This window comes from Frankia sp. Hr75.2 (assembly GCF_949319125.1).
Lineage (GTDB): Bacteria > Actinomycetota > Actinomycetes > Frankiales > Frankiaceae > Parafrankia > Parafrankia soli.
In genome coordinates this window covers 109,958-133,557 of sequence record NZ_CASGGV010000354.1, presented here as the reverse complement: position 1 = coordinate 133,557, position 23,600 = coordinate 109,958, and the positions used below count along the sequence as shown (strand labels likewise).

At 73.4% G+C, this 23,600-nt stretch carries 21 protein-coding genes and 1 pseudogene; 5 read left to right on the top strand and 17 right to left on the bottom strand.

Going from position 1 to position 23,600, the window contains the following annotated elements; genetic code table 11:
* Positions 1-60: 60 nt before the first annotated feature.
* From AC559T_RS35675 to AC559T_RS35635, 9 genes are all read right to left on the bottom strand, one after another.
* Entirely contained in the window at positions 61-192 is a 132-nt protein-coding gene (locus AC559T_RS35675) for a hypothetical protein (RefSeq protein ID WP_275078515.1), read from the bottom strand.
* Between the two features lie 430 nt (positions 193-622).
* Positions 623-1,672, bottom strand: coding sequence for a DnaJ domain-containing protein (locus AC559T_RS35670; protein ID WP_498871515.1), 1,050 nt, complete (start codon positions 1,670-1,672; stop codon positions 623-625).
* A 131-nt stretch (positions 1,673-1,803) separates the two neighbouring features.
* Complete coding sequence (locus AC559T_RS35665) at positions 1,804-2,772, bottom strand: class I SAM-dependent methyltransferase (protein ID WP_498871514.1); 969 nt, start codon at positions 2,770-2,772, stop codon at positions 1,804-1,806.
* A 22-nt stretch (positions 2,773-2,794) separates the two neighbouring features.
* Positions 2,795-4,954: a protein kinase domain-containing protein gene (locus tag AC559T_RS35660; RefSeq protein ID WP_498871513.1), complete on the bottom strand. Its 2,160-nt coding sequence runs from the start codon at positions 4,952-4,954 to the stop codon at positions 2,795-2,797.
* Between the two features lie 171 nt (positions 4,955-5,125).
* Positions 5,126-6,262: a Fic family protein gene (locus AC559T_RS35655; protein WP_498871512.1), complete on the bottom strand. Its 1,137-nt coding sequence runs from the start codon at positions 6,260-6,262 to the stop codon at positions 5,126-5,128.
* A gap of 78 nt (positions 6,263-6,340) precedes the next feature.
* Positions 6,341-7,213, bottom strand: a complete 873-nt coding sequence (locus AC559T_RS35650; protein WP_498871511.1) for a hypothetical protein — start codon at positions 7,211-7,213, stop codon at positions 6,341-6,343.
* Between the two features lie 10 nt (positions 7,214-7,223).
* Positions 7,224-7,943, bottom strand: a complete 720-nt coding sequence (locus AC559T_RS35645) for a DUF6597 domain-containing transcriptional factor (protein ID WP_498871510.1) — start codon at positions 7,941-7,943, stop codon at positions 7,224-7,226.
* 58 nt (positions 7,944-8,001) lie between these two features.
* Positions 8,002-8,364: an FG-GAP repeat domain-containing protein gene (locus AC559T_RS35640; protein ID WP_498871509.1), complete on the bottom strand. Its 363-nt coding sequence runs from the start codon at positions 8,362-8,364 to the stop codon at positions 8,002-8,004.
* Positions 8,365-8,447: 83 nt separating this feature from the next.
* Positions 8,448-9,329: an NAD(P)H-binding protein gene (locus AC559T_RS35635; RefSeq protein WP_498871508.1), complete on the bottom strand. Its 882-nt coding sequence runs from the start codon at positions 9,327-9,329 to the stop codon at positions 8,448-8,450.
* Between the two features lie 45 nt (positions 9,330-9,374).
* Between AC559T_RS35635 and AC559T_RS35630 the strand changes: the two are divergent.
* Positions 9,375-10,319, top strand: a pseudogene (locus tag AC559T_RS35630) (AraC family transcriptional regulator); the annotation flags it as partial.
* A gap of 192 nt (positions 10,320-10,511) precedes the next feature.
* Positions 10,512-10,742, top strand: coding sequence for a hypothetical protein (locus tag AC559T_RS35625; RefSeq protein WP_498871507.1), 231 nt, complete (start codon positions 10,512-10,514; stop codon positions 10,740-10,742).
* A 7-nt stretch (positions 10,743-10,749) separates the two neighbouring features.
* On the opposite strand, the gene AC559T_RS35620 is transcribed toward AC559T_RS35625, so the two are convergent.
* The 5 genes from AC559T_RS35620 to AC559T_RS35600 all read right to left on the bottom strand — a co-directional run bounded on the left by AC559T_RS35620 (position 10,750) and on the right by AC559T_RS35600 (position 16,746).
* Complete coding sequence (locus tag AC559T_RS35620; RefSeq protein WP_498871506.1) at positions 10,750-12,252, bottom strand: serine/threonine-protein kinase; 1,503 nt, start codon at positions 12,250-12,252, stop codon at positions 10,750-10,752.
* Between the two features lie 87 nt (positions 12,253-12,339).
* Positions 12,340-13,527, bottom strand: coding sequence for a TAXI family TRAP transporter solute-binding subunit (locus tag AC559T_RS35615; RefSeq protein WP_498871505.1), 1,188 nt, complete (start codon positions 13,525-13,527; stop codon positions 12,340-12,342).
* Between the two features lie 389 nt (positions 13,528-13,916).
* On the bottom strand, positions 13,917-15,785 hold the full coding sequence (locus tag AC559T_RS35610) for a hypothetical protein (protein ID WP_498871504.1): 1,869 nt from the start codon (positions 15,783-15,785) through the stop codon (positions 13,917-13,919).
* A gap of 278 nt (positions 15,786-16,063) precedes the next feature.
* Complete coding sequence (locus AC559T_RS35605; protein WP_112106119.1) at positions 16,064-16,555, bottom strand: hypothetical protein; 492 nt, start codon at positions 16,553-16,555, stop codon at positions 16,064-16,066.
* Positions 16,552-16,746, bottom strand: coding sequence for a hypothetical protein (locus tag AC559T_RS35600; RefSeq protein ID WP_112106118.1), 195 nt, complete (start codon positions 16,744-16,746; stop codon positions 16,552-16,554). Before AC559T_RS35600 ends, AC559T_RS35605 begins: the two co-directional genes overlap by 4 nt.
* A gap of 127 nt (positions 16,747-16,873) precedes the next feature.
* Between AC559T_RS35600 and AC559T_RS35595 the strand changes: the two genes are divergently transcribed.
* Positions 16,874-17,755: a TIGR03854 family LLM class F420-dependent oxidoreductase gene (locus tag AC559T_RS35595; RefSeq protein ID WP_498871503.1), complete on the top strand. Its 882-nt coding sequence runs from the start codon at positions 16,874-16,876 to the stop codon at positions 17,753-17,755.
* 21 nt (positions 17,756-17,776) lie between these two features.
* On the opposite strand, the gene AC559T_RS35590 is transcribed toward AC559T_RS35595, so the two are convergent.
* Positions 17,777-18,538 (bottom strand): SDR family NAD(P)-dependent oxidoreductase, encoded by a 762-nt coding sequence (locus AC559T_RS35590; RefSeq protein ID WP_498871502.1) that lies wholly within the window; start codon positions 18,536-18,538, stop codon positions 17,777-17,779.
* A 363-nt stretch (positions 18,539-18,901) separates the two neighbouring features.
* Here AC559T_RS35590 and AC559T_RS35585 point away from each other — a divergent pair, with 363 nt between their 5' ends.
* On the top strand, positions 18,902-19,321 hold the full coding sequence (locus AC559T_RS35585; RefSeq protein ID WP_198541328.1) for a hypothetical protein: 420 nt from the start codon (positions 18,902-18,904) through the stop codon (positions 19,319-19,321).
* Between the two features lie 32 nt (positions 19,322-19,353).
* On the opposite strand, the gene AC559T_RS35580 is transcribed toward AC559T_RS35585, so the two are convergent.
* Both AC559T_RS35580 and AC559T_RS35575 read right to left on the bottom strand, forming a co-directional pair.
* Positions 19,354-20,142, bottom strand: a complete 789-nt coding sequence (locus AC559T_RS35580; RefSeq protein WP_112106126.1) for an SDR family oxidoreductase — start codon at positions 20,140-20,142, stop codon at positions 19,354-19,356.
* A gap of 101 nt (positions 20,143-20,243) precedes the next feature.
* Positions 20,244-21,758: an adenylate/guanylate cyclase domain-containing protein gene (locus AC559T_RS35575; protein WP_498871501.1), complete on the bottom strand. Its 1,515-nt coding sequence runs from the start codon at positions 21,756-21,758 to the stop codon at positions 20,244-20,246.
* Between the two features lie 563 nt (positions 21,759-22,321).
* Between AC559T_RS35575 and AC559T_RS35570 the strand changes: the two genes are divergently transcribed.
* On the top strand, positions 22,322-23,548 hold the full coding sequence (locus AC559T_RS35570) for a phosphatase PAP2 family protein (protein WP_498871500.1): 1,227 nt from the start codon (positions 22,322-22,324) through the stop codon (positions 23,546-23,548).
* The last annotated feature ends 52 nt before the right edge of the window (positions 23,549-23,600 follow it).

The window sequence follows — 23,600 nt, the reverse complement described above, 5'->3', positions numbered from 1 at the left end:
CGGGCGGCGGGGGGCCCCCCCCCACCCTGTTATTGCGTATTTCTGTTCCGGGGCGGCCGATCAATAGCTGGTGGTGGTCGTCCCGTGGCTGCGCGAGCGCCGGCGGAGCCGCCGAAGCCCGCGGGCTCCCGCACGGTCGGCCTTGTTGACGTCGCGTCGGGCCTCGCGGCGAATCCTTGGCAGCAACCTCATCGCCCTCTCCTTCGGCTCGTTCCCGGGTGTTCTCCTGCATGGGGTCGCATTGTCCGTTCGTCGACCTGTTGCAGGGATTCCCCGAACCATGCCGATAACACCTGCGATTTCGGCACCGTCCGACGAGGGGTGCCGATGTGGGAGTCCAGGGCGGGAGTGCGGGCGGGGGCATGGGGTGAGAGCACGAGGTTGGATCGGGGAGGGCTGGCCACCGCTGGTCTCCAGCCTGAAGACCCTGCTGGAGACCGGTGATGTCCTCCCGGTCGGCGTGGGCGAGCCGCACCCGGCTTCCGGAGACGAGCGTCGAGCCGAGCCCGGCACGGAGGCAGTCGAGCCGAGTCCGGCACGGAGGCAGGAGCCGAGTCCGGCGCCCGACTCCGCGCCGGACTCGGCTCCCGAGCCGGTGAGCGGCCGCTGACGGGGAATCGTGTCAGCGGCGGCGTGCGGCGTTGACCGCGAGGACCGCCACCGGCGGGATCACCATCGAGGCCAGCATCATGCCCATCGCCACCGGGACGGAGTAGAGCCGCACCACCGCGCCCGCCAGCACGAACAGGGCCAGGCACAGCGCCATCGAGACCAGGTACCTGCGCCGTGCCCGCCGGCCGGGACCCCGCGTGGGGTAGTCCTCGTCCGGCCAGGTGGCCCAGGTCTCGGCCCCGCCGGGCGCCTCGTGCGGGGGCGGCCCGGCTGGGCCGCCGTCCGGTGTCATGGCCTGGTCGGGCCCCACGACCCACTCGGCGGCGTCGGCTGGTGGGCGCCGGCGCGAGCGTCGCCGCCCGCCGGACGCCCCGCGCGGCCCCGGATGCGCCCGCCGGTCCGGGTTGCCCCGCCCGCCGGACGCCCGGCCATCCTCGGGTAGGGGAGCGGCAGTGGCATCGCCCCAGCCACCGGTGGCGGCCCAGCCACCGGCCTCGCCCCATCCGCTGGCGGAGTCCGTGCCCTTGCCGGGCCCCCTCTGATCGGAGGCCCGGCCGGACGCTCCCCGCCGGCCCGGGGCGGCACCCCCCGAGGGGGATGCCGGGTCATCCGAGGTGCCCCGATTGCCGGAAGCCCCCCGTCCGGGGTTGTCCGCCTGCCCGCCGGGCGACGTGCGCCCGCCCGGGTTCGTTCGTCCGTCGGATCCGGGACGCCCGTCGGCGGGGTGGCGCCCGCCGGGCGCGGCCCGCCCGCCGGGCGCGGCCCGCCCGCCGGGCGGGCGCGCGCCGCCGGAGCGTCCCGGCTGGTCATATGCGTCGAGCAGATGGGCGAGCCACAGATCGTGGGCTCGCCGCATACCGGGGTCGCTCAACACCCGGTACGCCGCGTTCACCCGGAGGAACGCGCGTTGGGATCCGCCGGCGTCCGGATGGGCGCGTTTCACCACGCGCCGATAGGCGGCATGGACCTCCTCGTCCGAAGCCGTGGGTGCGATCCCGAGCACCTCGTACATCGAGGCCCGCAAGTACTGGGCCGACTGGCTTTTTGGCGTATCACGCATGGCGATCACCTCCCGGCGCCCGTGCAGTGGGGCGTCGCGTCGACCTGTTCCCACCGTAGGCGGGATCTCGCGGGTCGACCGCCGGCGGTCGCGGTGAGCGAGACCACGGATGGCCCGAAGGTCGGTCGCCGTCAGCCCGGCTTGGCCGTGACGAAGATCGACGTCGACGGAACGAACTGCCCCCGAAGGGGTCCCCACTGGCCCCACACCCGGTTGTGACCCTCAGGCCATTCCGGCTCGATGACGTCGAGTAGTACCAGGCCGGCAGCGATGATCTCGCGTACGCGGTCGCCCATCGTCCGGTGTGCCTCTATGTAGGTCGGCTCGCCGGTCTCGGAGTGCTCCGTGTACGCCCGGCGGTCGAAGTAACTGTGGAAGACGACTAGCCCGTTGGCGTCGGGGGCGTCCGGCAGGCACCACACGAAGGGGTGGGTGGTCGAGAAGACCCAGCGGCCCCCGGGCCGCAGGGCCCGGGCGACCTCCCGCATCAGTGCCGCGCTGTCGGTGACGAACGGGACGGCGCCGAACGCCGAACAGGCGATGTCGACGCTCTCCGAGCGCACCGGCAGCGTGATCGCGTCGGCCTGGAACAGCGGAACCGACACTCCGGTGCGGTCGTTCAGCGCGCGCGCCTGCGCGAGCTGGCCCGCCGACAGGTCGGTGGCGACGACGGTCGCGCCCTGCCCGGCCAGCCACCGCGAGCACTGCGCCCCGCCGCAGCCGACCTCCAGGACCACCCGGCCGGCCACGTCCCCGAGCAGCCGCGCCTCGGACTCGCGCAGCCCCTCCGGGCTCCAGCAGAAGTCGACGTCGCCCAGGAAGTCGCCGTGCTCGGCGTAGTAGGAGGGGGCTTCGGAATCCCAGTAGTGCCGGTTCGCGGCGCGGGCGCCGGCGGAGTCGATCTCGGTGTACCCGTACGCGGGCCGGGTGCCCTGCTCGTCGGTCGAGGGCTCGTCGCCGCCAAGGCCATGGCTGCCAAGGCCATGGCTGCCAAGGCCGTCGCTGTCGATCCTGTCGCTGTCGCTGCCCTGCTCGCCGTGCTCGGCGCTGTCGTTCTCGCGGGCGTCGATCTCGGAGGTGGAGATGTTCACGGCGGCCATGCTCGCATCGCGCCCCGACAGCTCACGGGGCGGTGTGGGTGACGGCGGCGCCGATCACCGCCCGGTTCTCCGCGATGCTCACCGGGGTGTAGACCACGGTGCCGGTGCCGGTGCCGGTGCCGGTGCCGTCGCGGTCGACCAGCCGGCCCCGCCGGCTCTCGCCGACGAGGCGGGCCCGGCCCTCCAGGGAACCGAGGCCGACCTCGCGGTCCACCGGCCCGAACGGGCCGGTCCCGGCCAGGCCCGCCTGCTCGGGAGCCTGGGTCGCGTACACGCGGACCACCGATCCGGGCACGGTCGTCCAGCGCAGCACGGTGCCGCCGAGAGTCTCGCGCGCTTCGAGGTCGACGACGGCGCGCGGCCTGGCGATCACGCGGGCGGTGACCTCGGCGCAGGCCGACGGGCGCAGCCCGTCCGACTCCTCGCCCGCCGCCACCCACACGCGGTAGCGGTAGACCGCGCCCGCCTGTACGTCGCTGTCGACGAAGGCCCCGCCGAAGCCGCGGTACCGGCGCATCGCCCCGCGCATCGAGGACGTCTCGTCGTGCGTCCGCTCGATGATCACCTCGTCGCGGCCGGGCACGGGACGCCAGGACAGCGCGACGGCGTCGTCCGTCATGTCGGCGCGCAGCGCGGTCACCGGCGGCAGCACCACCCGGGCGGCGCTTCGGGCGGGCGCCGACCGGGCACCGCCGCCGGCGCTCGGCCCGATCGCGACGACCTCGTGCCACACCTGGACACCCTTGGGTACCCCGGCGTCGAACAGCTCGGTCGCGGTGGTGTTGCCGAGACTGCGCTCCCGCCGCCCGCCGTCGGAGGAGTGATCCGGGACGACCCGGATCACCCGGTAGGTCTCGGCGCCCGGCGAGGGCTCCCAGGTGATCAGCAGCGCGCCGTCCTGCTCGACGACGGAGACCCCGGCCGGCGGCGGCGGCGCGCCGACCGGCCCGTCCGCGTCGCCGTGGCCCGCTGCGTCATCGTGGCCCGCCGCCTCGTCGTTCCCGTCGTGCCAGTCGGTCTCGGAGGCGGCGGGTCCGCCGGGATGGACGGGCGGAAGGCCGGCGAGGGTCGTCGGGGCCTCGGGATCGACGCGGGGCACTTCCCCGGCCGGGCCGGTCGGTCGGAACTGACCGCTGCCGAACTCCGGCTCGCCCTCCAGCGTGCCCGGCACCCGCCAGGATCCGACGCCGCCCTGGCCGCCCGCATCGCCCGCGCGGGCCTGCCAGCCCAGCCCGTCCGCGCGCACGACCGGACGGCCGCCCCGGTTCCCGAGGACGGCGGTACCGGTCGCGGTCGCGCTGCCGGCGGGCGAGCCGCCTCCGCCTCCGCCGCCACCACCGCCGCCCGCGGCCAGCCCGCTCCTGATCAGTGTGTCGAGCATCGACCGGGCGGCTCCGGCCGGCAGCCGTCGCTCCGGCTCCTTCTCCAGCAGTCCGGTCAGGACGTCCGCCAGCGGACCGGCGAGCCGCATCGGCGTCGGCGGGTGCAGCAGCACCGAGGCGAGCATCGCGCCGAAACTCTCCCGCTCGAACGGCGGGCGGCCCTCGACGGCGAAGTACAGCGTCCCCCCGAGACTGAACATGTCGGCCTCGAAGGTGGCCGGAGCGTTGTTCAGCCGCTCGGGCGCCATGTACAGCGGGGTGCCGAGTACTCCGGTCACGGTGAGAGTCGGATCGCCGTCGCCGGTGGCGATTCCGAAGTCGGTGAGCACCACGCGTCCGTCCGTGCCGATCAGAACGTTGGACGGTTTCACGTCCCGGTGCACGATTCCCTGGGCGCGGGCGGCGAGCAGCGCGTCGATCATCGCGACGCCGATCCGGGCGACCTCCGGCACCGGCATCGGCCCGTCGTCGCGCACCACCTCGAACAGCGACCGGGACGGGACGAGCTCCATCACGATCCACGGCAGGCCGTCCTCGAGGACGACGTCCAGGATGGTCACCACATGCGGGTGGCCGCGCAGCTTGGCGGCGTGCCGCGCCTCGCGCAGCGCCCGCTCGACCCGTTCGGCGCGCTCGTAGTCGGGCACGCCACCGGCGAACTCGATCTCCTTGAGCGCCGCCTCGGTCTCCAGGACCTGGTCGAAGGCGCGCCAGACGGTTCCCATCGCACCGGCTCCGAGCCGTGCCACCAGCCGGTAACGACCGGCCACGACCCGTGCGCCATCCGGACCGACCGCCACCTGACCCCCTCGGCCGCACCCATCGCCCGGAGTCAGCATCTCAGGCCGGCGCCCGGACCGGGACGCGAGGACACATCGTAGACATCTCGCGGCCTTGACACCGTGCCGGCGGACCACAGCGGCCGGTCGCCACGGCCGGCGGGTGGCCACGGCCGGCCCGCGGATCGCTCGTCAGCTGGTGTACGGATTTCGCAACGTCATGGGCGTGCCCGCGATGTCAAGCGCCGACTGAGGGAAGCGGGAGCCCGCCCGGTAATAGCGGGCCCGGGTTCGGCCGACCGGTTCCAGGACCTGGGCGGTCGTGAGGTCGCGCAGGTCGCGTTGCGCCTGCTGCAGGCTCAGGCCCTCGGCCTGCTCGTAGCGTGAGCGGCGGACCCGCCCGGCCATGGCCACATCGTGCAGGGCACTCACCACACGCTCGTCCAGACCGGTGCTCTCGGTGAATTCCGCGAGCGCCCCCCATACCCGCCCGGAGCGGTCGAGCCGGCCCTGAACGGTCTGGGCCTGCTGGTGGTAGGCGGTCAGACTGAACCGGATCCAGCTGGAGACGTCCTGGTCGGGAAGGTACGTCGCGCCCCGGTCGCTGAGTTCGCGGTAGTACTCCCAGGTGTTACCGGGCCGGCCGAGCCACGCCTCGACGGACGAGAACTCCGGGGCCAGGACACCTTCGCGGGCGATCATGAGCGTCTGCAGCGAACGGGACATCCGGCCGTTCCCGTCAGCCCAGGGGTGGATGGACACCAGGTGCAGGTGAGCCATTGCTGCCCGTACCAGCGGATGGGCGCCGTCGGCGGCGTTGAGCCAGCCGATGAGCTCGTCCATCAGCGCGGGGACGCCCTCGGCGCCCGGGGCTGTATAGGCCGCGATGCTGGGGTCGCGGGCGTCGGTGACGTAGACCGGGCCCCGGCGCCACTGCCCGGCCGGCTTGCGCACGGTGTGCCGGTGACCCTGCAGCATCCAGTGCAGCGCGTTGAGCAGCCCTCTGCTGTAGCTGAAGTCCTCGGCGTCGTGGAGCGTCTGGATATACGTCATCATCCGCTGATAGGCGAGAGTCTCCTCGCGGTTCTCGTCCGAGACTTCGACATCCCGCTCGCCGGTCATCAGATCCTGGACGTCGATCGTGGACACCTTGAAACCCTCGATGGAGTTCGAGGCCGCGACGGCGTCGGCGGTCAGGAACTTCCGGAGCCCGTCAGTCCGTTTCGGCGATGTGGTCTGGATCTGGTGCCGCAGCGCATCCCGCAGGCCGTCGATCTCGCCGAGCACCTGATCGTCGGCGGGCCCGAGGGCCGGAGTGGGATAAAGCATGCATCAACGATAGATTGATACAGTCATCACGTCGAGCGAGTCGGGGTGACCTGTGTGGCGTGGCCTGCCGCTCAGCTGTCAGACGGCGCGGGGCAGCGTGATCCGGCCGTGCGCGGTGAGCATCTCCAGCGCTTGCAGCGTGACGAGACCGCGCCACTCGACGGACTGTCCCGGTGACCAGCCGAGCCAGTCGAACGTCCAGCCGCCGTCGTCGCGCTGTCCCTTTTCCAGGAGGTCGAGATCAGCCTGGATCTGGTCGTCCGTGAAGAGAGCACGGCTGCGCCCGCCTGGCTTCGGCGACAGGGCGAGAGGGGTGATCCGCTCGTTCTCGGTTCCGCCGGGAACAGAGATGGAGCCGTCAGGCTCGATCCGGGGGCGCAGATCCTCGATCACCGCGGCGGCGCGGGCCGGCTCGGGAACCTGGTCGAGAAAGCCGAGGGCGAACTTCAGCAGGTAGCCGCTCAGCTCGTCCGGGCTCTTCAACGTCGCCCAGCACCACTCGGTCGCGCGCCGCAGCCAGGGTTCGTGGGAACCCGCCTGCCACAGCGCACCCGCGATCCCGAACGTGAGCTGCGACCCGCCCTCGGTGGGCACCATCCAGGGCGCGTGTGGATACGCCGCGGCGGCGGGCAGGACGAACGGAACGCCACCATCTGGATCCGCGATGGTCGCGATCCAGGCGGCGGCCTCGGCGACCATCGGATGGGCGAGCTCACCGAGCGCGGTGATCACCTCCAGCGCGTGCAGCGTGGCGGCCGGTTCGCTGCCGGGGGCGCGGACGTCGGGCTCGAGCGCGTGACCGAAGCCGCCGTCGGGGTTTCGGTAGGCACGCAACGCGTCGAGGACGGGCGTCACGGGAGCGTCGTGCAGCAGCACGGCCAGCAGGTGACGATCCAGCAGGCGGGCGTTGGCCAGCATGAACCGCTCGGCGGACTCGACGTCAACAGGCATGGCCGCCACGCTAGGCAGCGCTCAGCGCGGCGTCTTTCAGAAATCGGACCGGTGTGCTGCCCGTCAGCCGACGTACCTCGTCGTTCATGTGCGCCTGGCTCGCGTAGCCGGCCCGCAACGCGCGGGACGACAGCGAATCGTCGCGGAGCCCCACCAGACGGCGCAGCCGGGCGACCCGGGCGAGCATCTTGGGCCCGTAGCCCACGGCGGCGAGGGTGCGGCGGTGGAACTGACGCTCACTGACCCCGAGTTCGGCGGCGACATCCGCCACGCGGGCCCCGGGCACGGCGAGCCCGCGCGCGGCCGCGGCCACCAGCACGTCCGGTCGTGCGCCGCGTCGGTCGACCGCGTCGGCCAGCAGCTCCAGCCGCCGCGCGGGTGCGGCGACGAGGAGGGCCTGCTGTAGTCCCACGGCCTGCTCACCCCACACGGACGCCGCGTCGACCTGCCGGTCGCGCAGCTCCGACGCCGGCACCCCCACAACCGCGCCGGCCGCGGAGCAGCGCAGGCGGATGCCCGACGACCGGGCGTGCCCCGGCAGGCTCACCCCGCGAGGACCCGTGTCGGCGCCGACGATCACCAGCTCCCGTCCGGACAACCAGATCAGGTCGATGCAACCGTCGGGCACCACCAGCTGGGTGTGGTCCTCGTCCGACTCGTGCTCCCACGTGCAGGCCACCACCGGCCGCAGACCGACCGGCGGCTGGTACTCGCGATAGGTAGCCGGCATCCCGGCACCGTACCCACGAGGCCACACGGCATGCCGGCCGGCCCGCGGACCCGCGTGCTCATCCCTTGCGGGTCAGGCCGTTGTTGGTCCAGGCGTTCACCACGCCGGCGTTGTCGACGGTGAGGTAGTCGTCGCGGCGGTCGCCGTTGTAGTCGGCGAGGTTGACCTGGTCGCGGGCCACCCCGACGCCGGTGGCGATCTCGCCCTGGGCGGCCCAGGCCGCGCCGCCGGAGCCGCGCCGGTTCAGCCAGGCCCAGATCCGCCCGCTGTCGTTGGCGATCAGGTAGTCGTCCCGGAGGTCGCCGTCGATGTCGGCGAAGGTGACCATGGAACCGGGCACGCCGACCTCGGCGGCGATCTCGCCCTGGGCGGTCCAGGAGACACCGCTGCTGCCGCCGACGGTGTTGAGCCAGGCTTTCACCGTCGGCGGGTGACGAGAACCACCGGCGGGATGGTTGAGTATCCGGCCCAGTGCGGGGCCGAATGTGGTGTGTCGACGGGGAGTCAGCTCGGCCAGGCGTCGGCAGCCGCGGCGGTTCTCACGAAATCGCTGAAGTCGCGGGGCGGGCGGCCCAGTGCGCGTTGCACGCCGTCGGAGATGTGGCTGTCCATACCGCGTCGGATCGGGCTGACTGCGTCGGCGTAGTCCTCGGCGTCGGGCTGGGGCCAACCTTGCGCGACGAGTTCGGCGACGAAGTCTTCCGGTGACATGGGCACGTAGCGGACCGTGCGGCCGGTGGCTTGTGAGATCGTGGCCGCTGCCTCGGCGATCGTCACCGCGCGGGGGCCGGACAGCTCGTAGATCCGGCCGGCGTGGCCGTTCTCGATGAGAGCTGCGACCGCGACCGCGGCGATGTCCTCAGCGTCGATGAAGCTCGCCGCGCCGTAGCCGGCAGGCAGGCGCAACTCGCCGGAACGCACCGCGTCCAGGAAGAAGCCCTCGCTGAAGTTCTGCGCGAACCAGGCAGGCCGCAGGATCGTCCATTCCAGACGGCAGGCGCGGACGGCGTCCTCACCGTCGATGTGCGTCTTGCCCGCGGCATTGTTCTCGCCCGCGTATCCGAGAACGTCCACCCCGCGCCCGGACAGCAGCACGACCCGCTTGACCCCGAGTTCCTGGCACCGTTGGACGAACGGACGCGTCAGCAACTCACCGTCGAACGGGACGACGTACACCTTCTCCACCGATTCCAGCGCGGCGTCCCAGGTGTTGCGGTCGGTCCAGTCGAAGGGCGGCTCGCCTGACCTCGACCCCACACGAACCCGAACGCCCTTGTCCTTGAGCAGGGATACGACTCGGCTGCCGGATTTGCCGGTGCCGCCGGTGACCAGAATCGGATGCTCAGTCATGCGGCCAGTCAAGCCTGCGCTCGAGATCCGAACCATGTCTCCGACGCTCGTTTCGATTTCTGTGCGTCTATATTTGGCCGGGTGGACACGCTGACAGGTCTCTTGGACGGGGTGCGGGCACGGGGGGCCCTGATCACCCGGACCGTCATGACTGCGGGCTGGTCCCTGCGCTACACGAGCGGTGCCCAACTGAGCCTGGTCACCATGCTGCACGGCCGGGCGTGGCTCGTCTCCGCCGGCAACGACCCGGTGGCGATCGGACCGGGGGATATCGCTGTCATCAGCGGCCCCGAGCCCTACACGGTGACCGACGACCCGTCCGCCGCCTCACCACAGCGGGTGATCACCAGTGCGGACTACTGTGCCCACACAGCCCGCGCCCGCGTGCGTGAGAGCATCGGGCTGGGCCCGCGGACCTGCGGCGTCACCGAAAAAGGCTCCGCCCTGCTTCTCAGCGGCGCCTACGAGGGCACGGGCGGCATCAGCGAACGCCTGCTCGACGCGCTGCCCCGCCTCCTGGTGATCCAGGAGGCGGCGCGCGACCAGCCGATGCTGGAGGTCGCGGCCCGGGAAACCGCCTTGGACAAGCCCGGGCAGCAGGCCGTCCTGGACCGCCTACTGGATCTCGTCCTCGTCTCGACCTTGCGCGCCTGGTTTGACCACCCGCAGAACAACCACGCAACGTGGTACCGCGCCACGGGCGACTCCGTCGTGGCCTTCGCCCTCCGCCTCATGCACGAGAACCCGGCCCACCCCTGGACGGTCGCGGAGCTCGCGGCCAAGACCGGAGTCTCCCGCGCCATCCTGGCCCGCCGCTTCACTGCCGAGATGGGCGAACCCCCGATGGGTTATCTGATCGGTTGGCGCATCGCCTTGGCCGCCGACCTCCTGCGCGAAACCGAAGCCACTGTCGCCTCGATCGCCAGAAAGGTCGGCTACGCCAACGCGTTCGCGCTCAGCGTCGCCTTCAAGCGTCTCCGCGACATAACCCCCACCGAGCACCGTGCCAGCTTCGCTCTCCGTACCCAAACAGCCGGATCGGACGAGCCCAGCAGGCCACCGACGCCCCCAGACAGCCAGCACTCCACGCCCGTCCGGCACGCGAGCCGACATCCGCGCCAAATGACGACCCTAGGTAGTCGGCCGTTACGCGGAAAGGCCCACTGACCCGGGATCTCTGGCCGGAGATTCGAGGCGCTGAAGAACGCCGTGCCGCCGTTGAGTCTGACCAATGAAAATCTTCTTCGTGCCCTGCGCATCCTGGTCGTATTCATCTGCCCGGCACCCGGGCTGCATCCGGAAGTTCTCACACACGCGCTGAGGCCACTCGGTGAGGACGTCCGGGGCTATCTGACCGACCAGACCAAGGAGTACCTCGGCGAGGTGTTCGTCGAGTGGCGAGTCGGAGACAGCCATCAGGGACGCAGTCCGGGAGACAGGACTTCCTGATCGGTAGCTACCTCGGCCGCCGCTCCGGTTCAGGAACCGCGGTTTCAGACGGACCCTCGATGCTCGGTCGGTCGCCTGGAGGCGAGGGCATCTCGTGTGGGGTGCCGGGCGGGCCCGCCATCACGACTGCTACGGCGCTCGCCAGCAGGCAGGCCGTCGCGATTTCGGTCAGGACGGGTAGCGGTGCGCCGAAGCCGGCGAGCCGGGCGAGCACGAGACCGCCCGCCGCGCCGACGGCGGCCGCGAGAACCGTGGTGAGGGCGCGCCGTCCGCGGGCCGGGGCGAGCGCGTGGGCGCAGGCCGCGGCGACTGCGCCCGCGCCGACCGGCCCGGTGACGCCGGCCGCGACACCGGCCGCGGCGGCCCCGAGCAGGGCGGCGCCCGCCAGGCCCACCGCGGCCAGCAGCAGCAGAAGGAACCGCACCGGCAGCGTCGCGGAGCTCGGTCGTTCGACAGGATCCCGCTGCCAGTCGGAGCCGGGCTGGCTGGGGGAGCCGGCTGGCGCCGCGGAACCGGATGAGGTGGGAGTGGCGGGTGGGCCGGGGCGATCGCGGGGGTCGGGAACGTGCGCGATGACAGGGGGCGGATTCGTGCCCGCCCCGATCGAGGCCGTCGCCCGGGTCGCGTCGGCGTCCGCCTCGGGGCCGGCGCCGGCCATCCGACGTTCGCTGGCTGTCCGACGTTCGCCGGCCAGCTCCGCGCGCAGGCCGTCTCCGGTCAGCATTGTGAGGAGGGCGTGGGCGTCGGGGCGGTCGTGCGGTGACTTGTCCAGGGCGGCGAGCACCGGTCGGAGCAGGCGCTCGGGGATGTCGCTCAGGTCGGGCCGCGCTGAGCTGATCTGTAGCGCCACGATCTCCTGGGTGTCGCCGCGGAAGAGGCGGCGGCCGGTCGCGGCGAACCCGACGCAGAGGGCCCAGGCGTGGACGTCCGCCGCGGGCCCCGCGGTCTGCCCGCTGATCTGCTCCGGCGCCATCCAGGCGACGGTGCCGACGACCTCGCCGGCCCGGGTGTAGCCGCTGTAGTCGGCGGAGCGGGCCACCCCGAAGTCGATGACCTTCGGGCCGGACCAGGACATCACGATGTTCGCCGGTTTGAGGTCGCGGTGCACCACGCCGGCCTGGTGGATGGCGACCAGCGCCTGGGCCAGCCCGACGGCGAGCGCGTCGAGCTGGCGGTCGACCAGCGGGCAGCCGTCGTTCACCGCCGCGTTCAGGCTCGGGCCCTGCACGTACTCGGTGGCCAGCCACGGCTGCGGGCCGTTCACCTCGGCGTTGATGACGCGGGCGACGGTGGGGCCGAGCACGCCCCGCGCCGCCGACACCTCCGCCCGGAACCGGGCGCGGAACTCCGGGTCGGTGGCGTGCTGCGGGTTCGGGACCTTCACCGCGACCGGCTGGTCGTCGGGGCTGAACCCGAGGTAGACGATGCCCATCCCGCCGGCGCCGATCCGGTTGTACAGCCGGTAGGGGCCGATGACGCGGGGGTCGGAGTCGGTCAGCGGGCTCAGCACGGCCCACCCCCGCGCGGCCGGAGCCGGGCCGCCGCCGGCACGGTCGCCGTCGCCGTCGCCGTCGGCGTCACTGCCACCGCCGCGCCGCTACCGGCCACAGTCGGGCCCGCGGCGAAACTCGAGCTGGTAGTACTCGGCGGCGGCCGGATGCAGCGGGACGTAGCAGAACAGCGGGCTTTCGTAGACGGTCAGCGCGTCCGGGACGTGGCGGCCGGCGGGGTTGTCGCCCCACAGGGCCCGCTCGTACTCGGCCGGATCGCCGAAGAGGTCGGCCGTCGCCCGCCGGACCAGCGCCGGGTCGGCCTGTTCGTGTGCCAGGACGCCGTTGGGCAGCGAGACGGTGTCCACGTCGGTCATCCCCGGGTAGTCCCGTGGCCCGAGGTGCCCGGGTGGGAAGACCGTGCCGGGGAAGTACCGCCCAGGTGGGTGGTAGACCTTCTCCCAGTCCGCCGCGATCGCGTCGCGGAACTGCGCCAGGTCGAGGACCTGGAGTTTCACGCCATTGGCGAGCTCGGTCCGGATGCGCTCGGTGCCGGCGCCGCCGGCCCAGAAGACCGCGTCCACCGCACCGGCGACCAGCAGCCGCAGCCCGTCGTCGATGGAGGAGTCCTCCAGTCGGGGGGTGCACGTGCCCGGCAGGCCGACGCGGAGGAGCACGGTGCCGATCTGGCGGGTGCCCGAGGCCGCCGGCCCGGCGGCGATGGCCCGGTCGCAGAGGTCGGTGAAGGTTCGCACGTCCGCGCCGGTGCCGGGCGGGCTGCTCCCGGGTGCGCGGACGATCACGTGGAGGAGGTCGTCGTGGGCGGGCCCGAGCGTGCGCAGCCCCTCGACGAGGTGGCCGCCCCGCTGGGGCGAGAACTGGTTGACCGCCGACCCGGCGTCCACGGTCGTGCCGAGCTGGGCCAGCGCCAGCGAGCACGTCCGGTACTGCTGTTCCTCCAGGTGGTAGATGTTCTCCGCGGAGCCGCCGGTCGGGACGACCTCGACGTCCCAGTGCTCGGGCGCGGCCTGCAGCCGGGTGCGCAGCACCCGCGCGAACCGGTTGTAGGGCGATCCCACCTGGCCGGTGAAGATCTTCACGTCGTGGCAGGACGTCGCCTGCCGCTCCGGTGGCCAGGCCGTGCCCGGCGGGTCGTCGCGGGCGGTCAGGCCGAGGCCGACCGCCACCGCGGCGGAGAGCGCCACAAGGCCGACGACCGTGGCCCGCTGCAGGGTCGTCAGCGTTGCGCCCGACTGGCCGTGCCCCGACCGGCCGAGCCTGGATTCCGTGGGCAACCCTCGTCCTTCCGCGTCCGATCGCGTCTGCTGAGCCCGCGACGACCCGAAATCGCGCCGTCCGTCGTCCTCCGCGTACTGTTCGTTGCCGAACAACGGCGGGCGCCCGCCCGGCGTGGCCGGCGGCCACGCGATTTCCGGGGACGCCGCGAGTTGTCTCCGGAGAACGACCGTCCGTACCCGACACTGTCCGGAGCGGACACGTCCGAACCGGACGCCGAAACGTTGCGCCGCAGGCTATCGACCGGCGATTAACCGGCAGTCAACAGCCGGGTCCGGGTCCTGTCCCGCGCTTTGGGTGTCGAACACCGGACACCTGGTCACAGCGCGTCGCACTGATGGGACATCCCGGACATACCGGGGCGCCAATGGTGATCACAAGGTGGTGATCAGGGCGCTGTCAGCCACAGCTGGACCCCGTCGACGTCCGCCGGCCCGGCGCCGGCCAGGCCGGTCACCAGCCGGGCGAGCTCGTCCCGGTTCGCGCTCGGGCCGAGGATCACCGCGGCGGGCGTGAGCCGGTCGAAGGCGGCCTGCACGGCGGGATCGGCCAGCGCGGCCGCCGCGTCCGACCGGCCCTGCTCGACCGCGACCAGCGCGGCGTTGAGCGGGTCGGTCCACGCGTTGAACACGGCGCGCCCGTCCGGGCCCGGGACGGTGCAGTAGCAGCCCGGGAGCCGGAACCGGTAGCCCGCCTCGGCCTGCCAGAGCATCGCCTCGGTGCGGGCCGGATAGGGGTAGGGCAGCACCAGCGCCGTCGATCCCTCGGGAACCGCGCGGACGGCGTCGCCGGTGAAGAAGGCGGGCGTGGCGGCCGGTGTCGCCACGTGGCTGCGCGGCACGAGCGGCGCCAGCATCACCGCGGTGAGCAGCACGAGCCCGGCCCGGGTGACCGGCCGCGGGAACCGGGTGGACGCGGCGACGCGGGTCAGGCCCACCGCGAGGACGATCGCCACGGACATCGCCAGGTACAGCGCGAGCCGGGACGGGAGCGCGCTGCTGATCACCGGGAGGTTCTCCAACGGCAGCCAGGGCAGGCGGATGCCGGTGACCCGTCCGTCCACGTGCAGGTGGCCGCCCAGGGAGAGCAGCGCCGTCACCGCGCCGAGCGGGGCGAACACCGCCACCAGCGGCTCGCGGCGGAACCGGATGGCGACCGCGGCCACCCCGAGCAGCAGGGGAAGCCCGAGGTAGCCGGTCACCTCGACCGCGTTGCCGGTGAAGCGCAGGCTGTGCCGCAGCGCCACGTCGGGTGCGATCCGCTGGGCCGGGGTCGGTGTGACGAAGGTCAGCAGATCGGACACCGCGACGTTGTGCGGCTGGATGTTGCCGTGGACCCGCTGGTCGCCGAGGAACTGCGCGGACAGCGGCCAGGCGAGCAGCGCCCCGGCCGTCGTGCCGCAGGCCGCCAGGCCCCGCAGCAGCGCGCCCGCCCGCGCGCGGACGGCGGCGCGGTGGGCCAGCCCGGCGATGGCGAGCCCGAGCGCGCCGAGCAGCGTGGCGGTGGCCAGGACCTCTTCGCTGATCATGGCCTGGGCGGCGACCGCCAGGCCGAGCAGCACGCCGGTGCGCCCCGGTGGGCGCCGGCGCACGATCAGGTCGTCGAGCAGGAGCAGCAGCAGCGGCGGGAAGACCGCGAAGGTGAGATGCAGGTGCCCGTACGACTCGCCGACCATGTACGGGCCGAAGCCGTAGAGCAGGCCGGCGCCGGCGGCCGGCGGCGCCGGCACCCAGCGCCGCAGCACCCAGAACAGGGCGAACGCGGAGAGCGCCGGCGCCAGTGTCAGCAGCAGGGTGAGTGAGACGACGGGGCCGAACAGCGCGGTCACCGGCGCGGTCACCAGCCCGAGCAGCGGGACGGGCGTGCTCCACAGGATGTTCGTGCCGGTCGGGGCGTTCAGGTACGAGGTGACGAACGGGTCGATGCCTGCGGACAGGGCGTGCGGGACCCAGCCCAGGTACCACGCGAACAGCACCGAGTCGCTGTAGCCGTAGACCACGCCGCCGGGATCGGCCCACGCGGCACGGAAGACGGCGACGGCGAGCGCGAGGTACCCCGCGAGGACCGCCGCCGGGACCAGGCCCGCGCGGCCCAGCGGGCGCCGGCGGCGCCGCTGACGTCGGTGCCGGTGACTCGGCCGCGGCCCGTCCCGCCGCGCACCGGCGGGGACGGGATCAGCGGGGACGGGATCAGCGGGGAGGGGGTCGCCCGGCTCGGCGGGGTCGGCGGGATCCGCCGCGGTGCCGGTTGTCCGCACGGTTCCCCCTCGCTGCGCGCCGTCGCGCCACTCGGGGCCGGGCGCGCCCCCGACCCGGGAGCGATCTATCGTGACCAGACCCGGTTATGCCCGCATCGTGCCGTTGTGTGCAGATCTGACCCTAGTCGGCCGGCGCGCGATCTTTGTCGCCACGTGTGACGTTCTACGGGCGCAAAGACACTTCTGGCTACCCCCGTTCAGGTATCGGCCATGCCGAAGTCACGTGGGGTGACCGTTCCTCGGTGGGCGCTCCCGGGTCGCGCCCATCGGTCATCGGGCTACTCGCCCGTCTCGTCAGGGTGTGCGCCGGCCTGCTCGCCGCCGCGGGGCCCGGCGGCGTGCCACTCGGCGACCAGGGCCGGCCACCTGCGGTAACGCGCGACCGCGTACCGGGGCGAGACGATGCCGCGGGGGTCGAACACCGCGGCCGGGTAGCCCAGCTGCGCCCGGTAGCCGCGCTCGGCGACGATCACCCGCCCGCCGAGCCGCGCCACGCCGATCACGCAGGGACATCTCGTCCACCGGGGCAGCCGCGCCGTCACCAGCAGGGACGGATCACGCCAGGCGTAGAGGCCGCACACGCAGTCGTCGCCCGGCAGGCGGTCGTGCTGCTCCTGCCCGGAGTCGTCGGTGCGCAGGCAGTGCGCCTCGGTCAGGCCGTCCGGGCGCCACAGCAGGAACCCGGGCGGGAACGGTGACCAGGGGGTCCAGGCGGGGCGCAGCAGGCCGTCGGAGTCGACCGCCCACTGGCGCCACCCGAGCAGGCTCACCGTGGGATCGGCACGCGGCCGTCCTGCCCCGCCTGCCCGGTGGGGGCCGGCTCCTTCTCCGGTTCGGCCGGTACCGGTGGTGCGGTGGCCGGTGGTGCGGGGACCGGCGCGGGAGCCGTCAGTGGCTCCTCGTCCGGGAACCCGATCGGTTCGTCCTCCACGATGCGTTCCGGCTTGCCGACGTCGCCCATCAGACGACGGTCCTCCGGGATTCCCGCTGGGGTCAATGCCCCGATTTGCCTGTCTCGCCGGGGCAGGGGGGCTACCCGGGACACTCGGCTCGGGGTCCCGTGGAGCGCTTCGACCTAGGCTGACCGTATGAAGGTTCGCATCGGTGTCGGGTTCGCCGCCGTCCCCGGCCGGGAGTTCGCCGCCCGGGTCGACACGGCCGAGGCACTCGGTGTGGATTCGTTGTGGCTTTCCGAGCAGCTCTCCGCCGCGAGCGTCGACCCGTTCGCCGGCATGGCGTATGCCCTGGGCCGCACCAGCTCGATCAAGGTCGGCACCGGGGTCGCCGTCCTCCCCGGACGCAACCCCGTCCTGCTGGCCAAGCAGCTGGCCACCATGGCCGCGCTGGCGCCGCGGCGGGTCCTGCCGGTGCTCGGGCTCGGGCCGGCCCGTCCGGCCGAGCGTGACGCGTTCCCGGTGCCGGCCGGGCGGCGCGGCGCGGTGTTCGACGAGGCGCTCCAGCTCCTGCGCCGGATGCTCGCCGAGGAGACGGTGACCTTCCACGGCGAGTTCTTCGACGTCACCGACATCGGGATCGGGGACCGCCCGGCCCGTCCGCTCGACATCTGGCTCGGCGGGGCGGCGCCGGCCGCGCTGCGCCGTATCGGCCACTACGGGGACGGCTGGCTGGCGAGCCTGGTCGACCCCGTCGAGGCCGCCGCGGGCATCGCCGTGATCAACGCGGCCGCCGCGGAGGCCGGGCGCGAGGTCGATCCGGAGCACCATGGGCTGAGCCTGCGGATCGCGTTCGGGGAGGTCCCCGCGGCGACGGCGGCGGCACTGCGGGGGCGGCGCCCCGGGCGCGACCCCGCCGACCTCGTCCCGCGCGGGTGGGCTCAGGCGCGCGAGCTCGTCGCCCGGTACGTGGACGCCGGGGTGAGCAAGTTCGTCGTGTACCCGCTGATCGACTCCGCCGGCTGGCCGGAGTTCCTCGACGGGTTCGCCCGCGAGCTCATGCCGTTGGAGACCTGACCGGCTCCCTGAGCAGCGCGGTCAGGTGATGGAGACGCCGCCGTCCACGACGAGGGTCTGCCCGGTGACGTAGCCGCCGGCGTCGGAGGCCAGGAAGATCAGCGCGGCGGTCAGCTCCTCAGGGTCGCCGAAGCGGCCGGCGAGGATCCGTGCCGACTGGCTCTCCAGATACCCGGGCCGGTACTGATCGGTCATCTCGGACTCGAAGAACCCGGGCGCCAGGGCGTTCACGCGGATCCCGCGCCGGCCCGTCCACTGCTGGGCGAGGTCGCGGGTCAGCCCGAGCAGGGCCGCCTTGCTGGCCGAATAGGCGGCCTGCGGGAGGCCGGCCGTCGTCAGGCCGAGCACGCTGGAGATGTTGATGATGCTGCTGCCCGGCCGCATGACGGCCGCGGCGGCCTGGGCCATCCAGTAGCAGCCGTTGAGGTTGACGTCGATGACCGAGCGGAACTGCTCCGGGGTCTCCCGCAGCGCCGGGTGGGCCGAACCGACCCCGGCGTTGTTGACCAGGATGTCGACCCGCCCGAAGGTGTCCATGGCGGCCGTGACGAGGTTCCGGCACGACTCCGGGTCGGCCACGTCGGTGCCGACGGCGACGGCCCGGCGGCCCTCCGCCTCGACCAGCGTGGCGGTCGCGGCGAGCCGGTCGGTGCGCCGGGCACCGAGAGTGACGTCCGCGCCGGCCTGGGCGAGCCCGCGGGCGAAGCCGACGCCGATCCCCGACGAGGCCCCGGTGACGATGGCGACCCTGCCGTCGAGGCGGAATCTGTCCAATACCGACATCTGTTTCCCGCCTTCGTGCGACCGGCGATGACATACCCGGACGGACGGTGCGTGCCCGCAGGGTGAGCTCGGCGCGCGCGTCCCGGATCTCAGGATTCTCGGCTCCGCGGCGACCGGCCGCGACTGGTCCGCGTACGAGCGATCGGGACGGGGCAGAAAGAGGAGGACGGCACCCGGATCACGTGGCACGGGCAGGTCGCCGCGTGCGGGCGACCGAAGAGACGGCGGGCCGATGCGTGAACTACGAGCGTTCGACAAAATCAGGTCTCTTCGGTACTTCCCCTTTCTGGTGTTTCCCATCACAATCGTGGCCACCATCCTCGGCGGTAACTCGACCGGGACGGCGCCGGCGGAGGAGGAACCGTGGAGCAGGCTGAGGGACGTCGACTTGCCGCGCGGACAACGTCGGGAAGTCATGTGATCGTGGGCCTACGCGCGGGTGACGCCGGAGATCTCGCCGATGTCCTGCTCGCGGCGGAGCTCGCGGCGCGGATGGGTTCCCGCTTAGTCGTGGTCGCCGTGCGTGACCGATGGACGCGATGGGCCCGGTGGTCGGCCGGGATGTACGGAGCCTTCGGCATGGAGGGCGTGGCCTATGCCTCCCGCAGCGCCGAGCAGGAGGTCGACGACGAGTTCCAGCAGCGCGTCGCCGACGTCGTGGGCCTGGTGAACGTCGACTGGACGCTGGAGTGGGTCAGCGGCTCCTGCGAGCGGGCGGCCCTGCGCTACGCCCGCCGGAACCCCACCGCCCTGGTCATGTTCCGGCCCCCGTCGGCCCGGTAGTCGCGCCTGTTCGGCCTCCGTTCAGCCTTCGTTCAGCGGCCGCCGGCGACGTCCAGGATCGCGCCGGTCGTGTAGGACGCGGCCGGCGAGCACAGCCAGGCCACGGCCTGGGCGACCTCGTCGGCGGTGCCCGCACGGCCGATCGGGATGCTGCCCGCCATCCGGGCGGGCCGCTGCGGCTCCCCGCTGCTGATGTGGATGTCGGTCGCGATGATCCCCGGGCGCACCGCGTTGACCCGCACGCCCTCGCCCGCGACCTCCCTGGCCAGGCCGAGCGTCAACGTGTCGATCGCGCCCTTGCTCGCCGCGTAGTCGACGTACAGCCCCGGGCTGCCGAGCCTGGCCGCCGCCGACGACATGTTGACGATCGACCCGCCGGCGCCGCCGTGCCGGGTCGACATCCTGCGGACGGCCTCCCCGGCGCACAGGATCGACGAGACCGTGTTGACGGTGAACATCCGGGTCAGCCGGCCGGCGGTCATCTCGTCCACCCGCATCTGGCGGTCGACGATCCCGGCGTTGTTCACCAGGACGGTGAGCGGGCCGAGGCGGTCGGCCGCGGTGAAGACCCCGGGGATCTGCGCCGGATCGGCCAGGTCCGCGGCGACGGCGGCGGCCCCGGCCGGCGTGCCGAGGGCCCGCGCGGCGGCGTCGCACTCCCGGACAACCTCCTGCGCGGCGGCCTCGTCCGAACGGTAGGTGACGCAGACCGTCCACCCGGCCCGCGCCAGCAGACGGGCGCAGGCGGCGCCGATGCCCCGGCTGCCCCCGGTCACGACGGCGACCCCCCTGCCCGCGTCCGCCTGCTCCGGCTGAGTCATCGCGGTCATCACGACCCTCCCGATCAGCCGGGGATCTCCCCGGCGGCCCCGGCCTGCGTTCCGGGGCCCATTTTCCATCGGGCGGGGCTCGTGCCCGGCGCTCAGGCGGCGGAGCGGGCCAGCAGACGGCGGCGGCGCGGCCGCGGGACCGGCGCGGTGAGGGCAGGCGCCGGAACGACGGGAGCCGGAACGACGGGAGTGGGGACGGAGACGGGAACGGGGATGGGGGAGGAGGCGCCGCCGGCGATGACGCGGTAGGCCCGGACGTCCCCGACCCGCCCCTTCACCGGCCGCGGGTCGAGGGGGACGACGACGTCGGCGGGCAGCGCCGCCGCGGTCGCGGCGCTCACGATCGTGACACCCGCCTCCGCCATCGACTGGAGCCGCTGCGCGAGGTTCATCGTGTCCCCGACCAGCGTGTACTCCCGGTGCGCGTCGCAGCCCAGCAGGGCCGCCGCGACCTCGCCGGTGGAGACCCCGACGCCCAGCCCGAACGGCTCCAGACGGCGCCTGGTCCACCGCTCGTCCAGGCCGCGCTGGCGCCGGTGCATCGCGGCCGCGGCGCGCACCGCACGCTCGCGGTGGTCGCTGGTCGGGTCCGGCGCGCCGAAAACAGCGATCACCGCGTCCCCGGCGTACTGCAGGACGGTGCCGCCCTCGGCGAGGATCGCCGCGTTCATCTCCCGGCGGTGCTCGTCGAGCTGGTGCGCCAGCACCATCGGGTCGGTGCGCTGCGCGATGCCCGAGTAGCCGCGGACGTCCGACATGAGCACGGTGACGACGAGGCGTTCGGCGCGGCTCGCGGCGGTGGCGTCGTCGCGCAGCTTCTGCGCCAGGCCGCTGGGGAGCAGCCTGGTCAGGGCGACGTCCTGTTCCTCGCGCTTCATCAGCGCCTCGTGCAGCATGCGCAGGCGGCGCAGCGCGCCGGCCTGGCCCGAGCTCGCGCCCTGTGCGAGCCGCAGCAGCAGCGCGTCGATCGCCGCGTTGACGGCGGCCGGGGTGTCGCCGTGGTCGGCGGCGATGGCGGCCACGGGGCGCCCGTGGGCGACGTCGCGCAGCAGCTCCTCCTGCTCGCGGGTCAGCGTCCCGGCCTCGCGGACGGGCGTCATCACCGCGGCGACGATGTCCGGGTCCAGCATGGAGCCGCCGCCGGCGACCTCGCGGATGGCGCGCGCCAGCAGGTCGGGGTCGGCGACCCGCTCCTTGAGCAGGTAGGCGTAGCCGGACAGGCCGTCACGCAGCAGCGTGATCGCGTAGTCGGGCTCGTCGTACTGGGAGAGCAGCACGATGCCTGTCGCCGGGCTCGCCGCCCGGATGCGCTGGGCCGCCCGGACCCCCTCGTCGGTGAAGTCCGGCGGCATCCGGATGTCGGTGACGACGACCCTGGGGCGCAGCCGCGCGGCTGCGCGGACCAGCTCGTCGTGGTCAGCGGCGACACCGATGACCACGATGTCGGCGACGCGGGAGAGCAGCGCCCGCACGCCCTCCCGGACGATCAGGTTGTCGTCGGCGAGCAGCACGGTGATCGCTCCGGTGCTCCCGGTCTCGTCCGTTGGTCGGTGGCTGCCTGGTTCGTGGCCTGGTGTGGTGTCGCCCGCCGTGCCGTTGCGCGCCATGGCTCCATTCAGCCCGGTTCGCCTACACCGTCGCCAGCAGGCCAGGGTCACCCGCGCGGGGGTGCTGGCACCACCTTCGGTGGGCCGACTGCCCCCACCGGCGACGGCTCGCAGGGGCCCGGCAGGGTCCTGGCCTGGGCTTTCGCGGCTTAGGTCGGCTCTCGGCGCCTGCCGGGCGCGCCGGGGCCGCCCGCTGGGCCCGAACGAGCCGTACCAAGGCCGGGGGCGGTGACCCCATCGCGATCGGGGGGCTGGCACCACTGCCTTTCCGGGCCGAAACGCCGACACTCGGACAGGTCGCGGCCCACGCCCGTCGAGGCCGCGCACAGCCGGGGACGGCGGCGCCCGGGAATTGTCGGACCTGTCGGCGACACTCAGGGCGTCGTGTCCGTGGTGCCCAGCGTCATCGGTCGTCCGGCGGTAACGGTCGCCGAGCGAAATCGGTTGCCGTGTGGCGTTGGTTTGCCGAGTGTTGGTCCACGGGGGCGGCTGCCGGGTGTCACGTCCGGTGCGGTGGGCCCGTCCTTGTGGCGGGTCCGGAACGCGTCGACGAGGAGGGAAACATGGTCGGGGCTCCTTCGGCCGCGCTGCCACGGCAGCGACCCGCGGCCGTACCGGTGGCGTTGCCTGGGCTGATTCCCTTCGCGCCACCACCAGCCGCCGCGTCCGCGCGCCGCGCCGGCGCGCCGCCCGCCGGCGCGGCGCACGGCCTGGGTGACGCGCCGCCCGCCGGGGCGGGGGCCGTGGCCCGGCTCGCCCGCGTCGGGTCGTGGCCCTCGCACGCCTTCGAGCGGGTGCGCCCGCGGTGGGCGGGAGTGCGGCTCGGCCTGCTCGCCTACACGGTGGGCCAGGTCATCCTGCTCGGGCTGCTCTACGTCGGCTACAGCCTGAGCCGGCACCTGGCTACCGGCCGCGAGCCCGACGCACTCGGGCACGCTGTTGACGTCTGGCGGCTGGAGCGGTTCCTGCGCCTGCCCGACGAGGCCTCGCTGCAGGGCGTCGCGCTGGCGCACCAGTGGCTGCCGCACGGGGCGAACTGGTACTACGTCGGCGCCCACTTCCCGGCGGCCATCCTGCTGCTGGTGTGGGTGTTCGTCCGGCACCGCGACCACTGGCGCCGAGTCCGCAACGTGATCATCCTGGCGACGGGCGCCGGCCTGGGAATCCACCTGCTCTACCCGCTCGCGCCGCCGCGTTTCCTGCCACGGGTCGACTCGTCGGTCGGCCTGGTCGACACCGGCATGCTCTTCGGGCCGTCACCGTACGGGAAGGGCAGCGGCGGGGTCGCCAACCAGTACGCCGCGATGCCCAGTCTGCACGTGGGGTGGGCGATCCTCGAGGCGTGGGCGGTGGTCACCATCCTGCGTCACCGGATGCGCTGGCTCGCGGTGATCCAGCCGCTGGCGACCGTCGCCGTGGTCGTGCTGACCGCCAACCACTTCTGGCTGGACGGCATCGTGGGGGGCGCCCTGGTCGCGGGCGCGGTGCTGCTCGTCGGCCGCCGTCGCCCGGTGCCGGAGCAGCCCGCCCTGGTGAGCCTCGGGTTCCGGCCGTCCGTGGCCCCGCGGCCGGCCGCATCCGCGGGGTCCGCGGAGGTCTCGGCTGTGTCCCCGGGTGTCTCGGTGGTGCCTCCGGCGGTCGTGCCCGCGGAGCCGGTCGTGCCCACGCAGTCATCAGCGCCCGCGGAGCCGGCGGTCCCGTCCCAGCACGGGCTCGAGAGTCCCGGAACCGGGAATGCCCCGGGGGACAGGCCGACTGCGCACACCGATCCCGTGTCGGCCGTGACGTAGCGTGACACGGCCGTGGGAGTCCCGCGGCCACCCGAATCTTCGGAGGCAGTGT

What these genes read in the sequence shown, in the direction of transcription:
- AC559T_RS35675 (WP_275078515.1), bottom strand. Translation starts at nt 192, where the DNA reads ATGAGGTTGCTGCCAAGGATTCGCCGCGAGGCCCGACGCGACGTCAAC.
- AC559T_RS35670 (WP_498871515.1), bottom strand. Translation starts at nt 1,672, where the DNA reads ATGCGTGATACGCCAAAAAGCCAGTCGGCCCAGTACTTGCGGGCCTCG.
- AC559T_RS35665 (WP_498871514.1), bottom strand. Translation starts at nt 2,772, where the DNA reads ATGGCCGCCGTGAACATCTCCACCTCCGAGATCGACGCCCGCGAGAAC.
- AC559T_RS35655 (WP_498871512.1), bottom strand. Translation starts at nt 6,262, where the DNA reads ATGCTTTATCCCACTCCGGCCCTCGGGCCCGCCGACGATCAGGTGCTC.
- AC559T_RS35650 (WP_498871511.1), bottom strand. Translation starts at nt 7,213, where the DNA reads ATGCCTGTTGACGTCGAGTCCGCCGAGCGGTTCATGCTGGCCAACGCC.
- AC559T_RS35645 (WP_498871510.1), bottom strand. Translation starts at nt 7,943, where the DNA reads ATGCCGGCTACCTATCGCGAGTACCAGCCGCCGGTCGGTCTGCGGCCG.
- AC559T_RS35635 (WP_498871508.1), bottom strand. Translation starts at nt 9,329, where the DNA reads ATGGTTCGGATCTCGAGCGCAGGCTTGACTGGCCGCATGACTGAGCAT.
- AC559T_RS35600 (WP_112106118.1), bottom strand. Translation starts at nt 16,746, where the DNA reads ATGGGCGACGTCGGCAAGCCGGAACGCATCGTGGAGGACGAACCGATC.
- AC559T_RS35595 (WP_498871503.1), top strand. Translation starts at nt 16,874, where the DNA reads ATGAAGGTTCGCATCGGTGTCGGGTTCGCCGCCGTCCCCGGCCGGGAG.
- AC559T_RS35590 (WP_498871502.1), bottom strand. Translation starts at nt 18,538, where the DNA reads ATGTCGGTATTGGACAGATTCCGCCTCGACGGCAGGGTCGCCATCGTC.
- AC559T_RS35580 (WP_112106126.1), bottom strand. Translation starts at nt 20,142, where the DNA reads ATGACTCAGCCGGAGCAGGCGGACGCGGGCAGGGGGGTCGCCGTCGTG.
- AC559T_RS35575 (WP_498871501.1), bottom strand. Translation starts at nt 21,758, where the DNA reads ATGGCGCGCAACGGCACGGCGGGCGACACCACACCAGGCCACGAACCA.
- AC559T_RS35570 (WP_498871500.1), top strand. Translation starts at nt 22,322, where the DNA reads ATGGTCGGGGCTCCTTCGGCCGCGCTGCCACGGCAGCGACCCGCGGCC.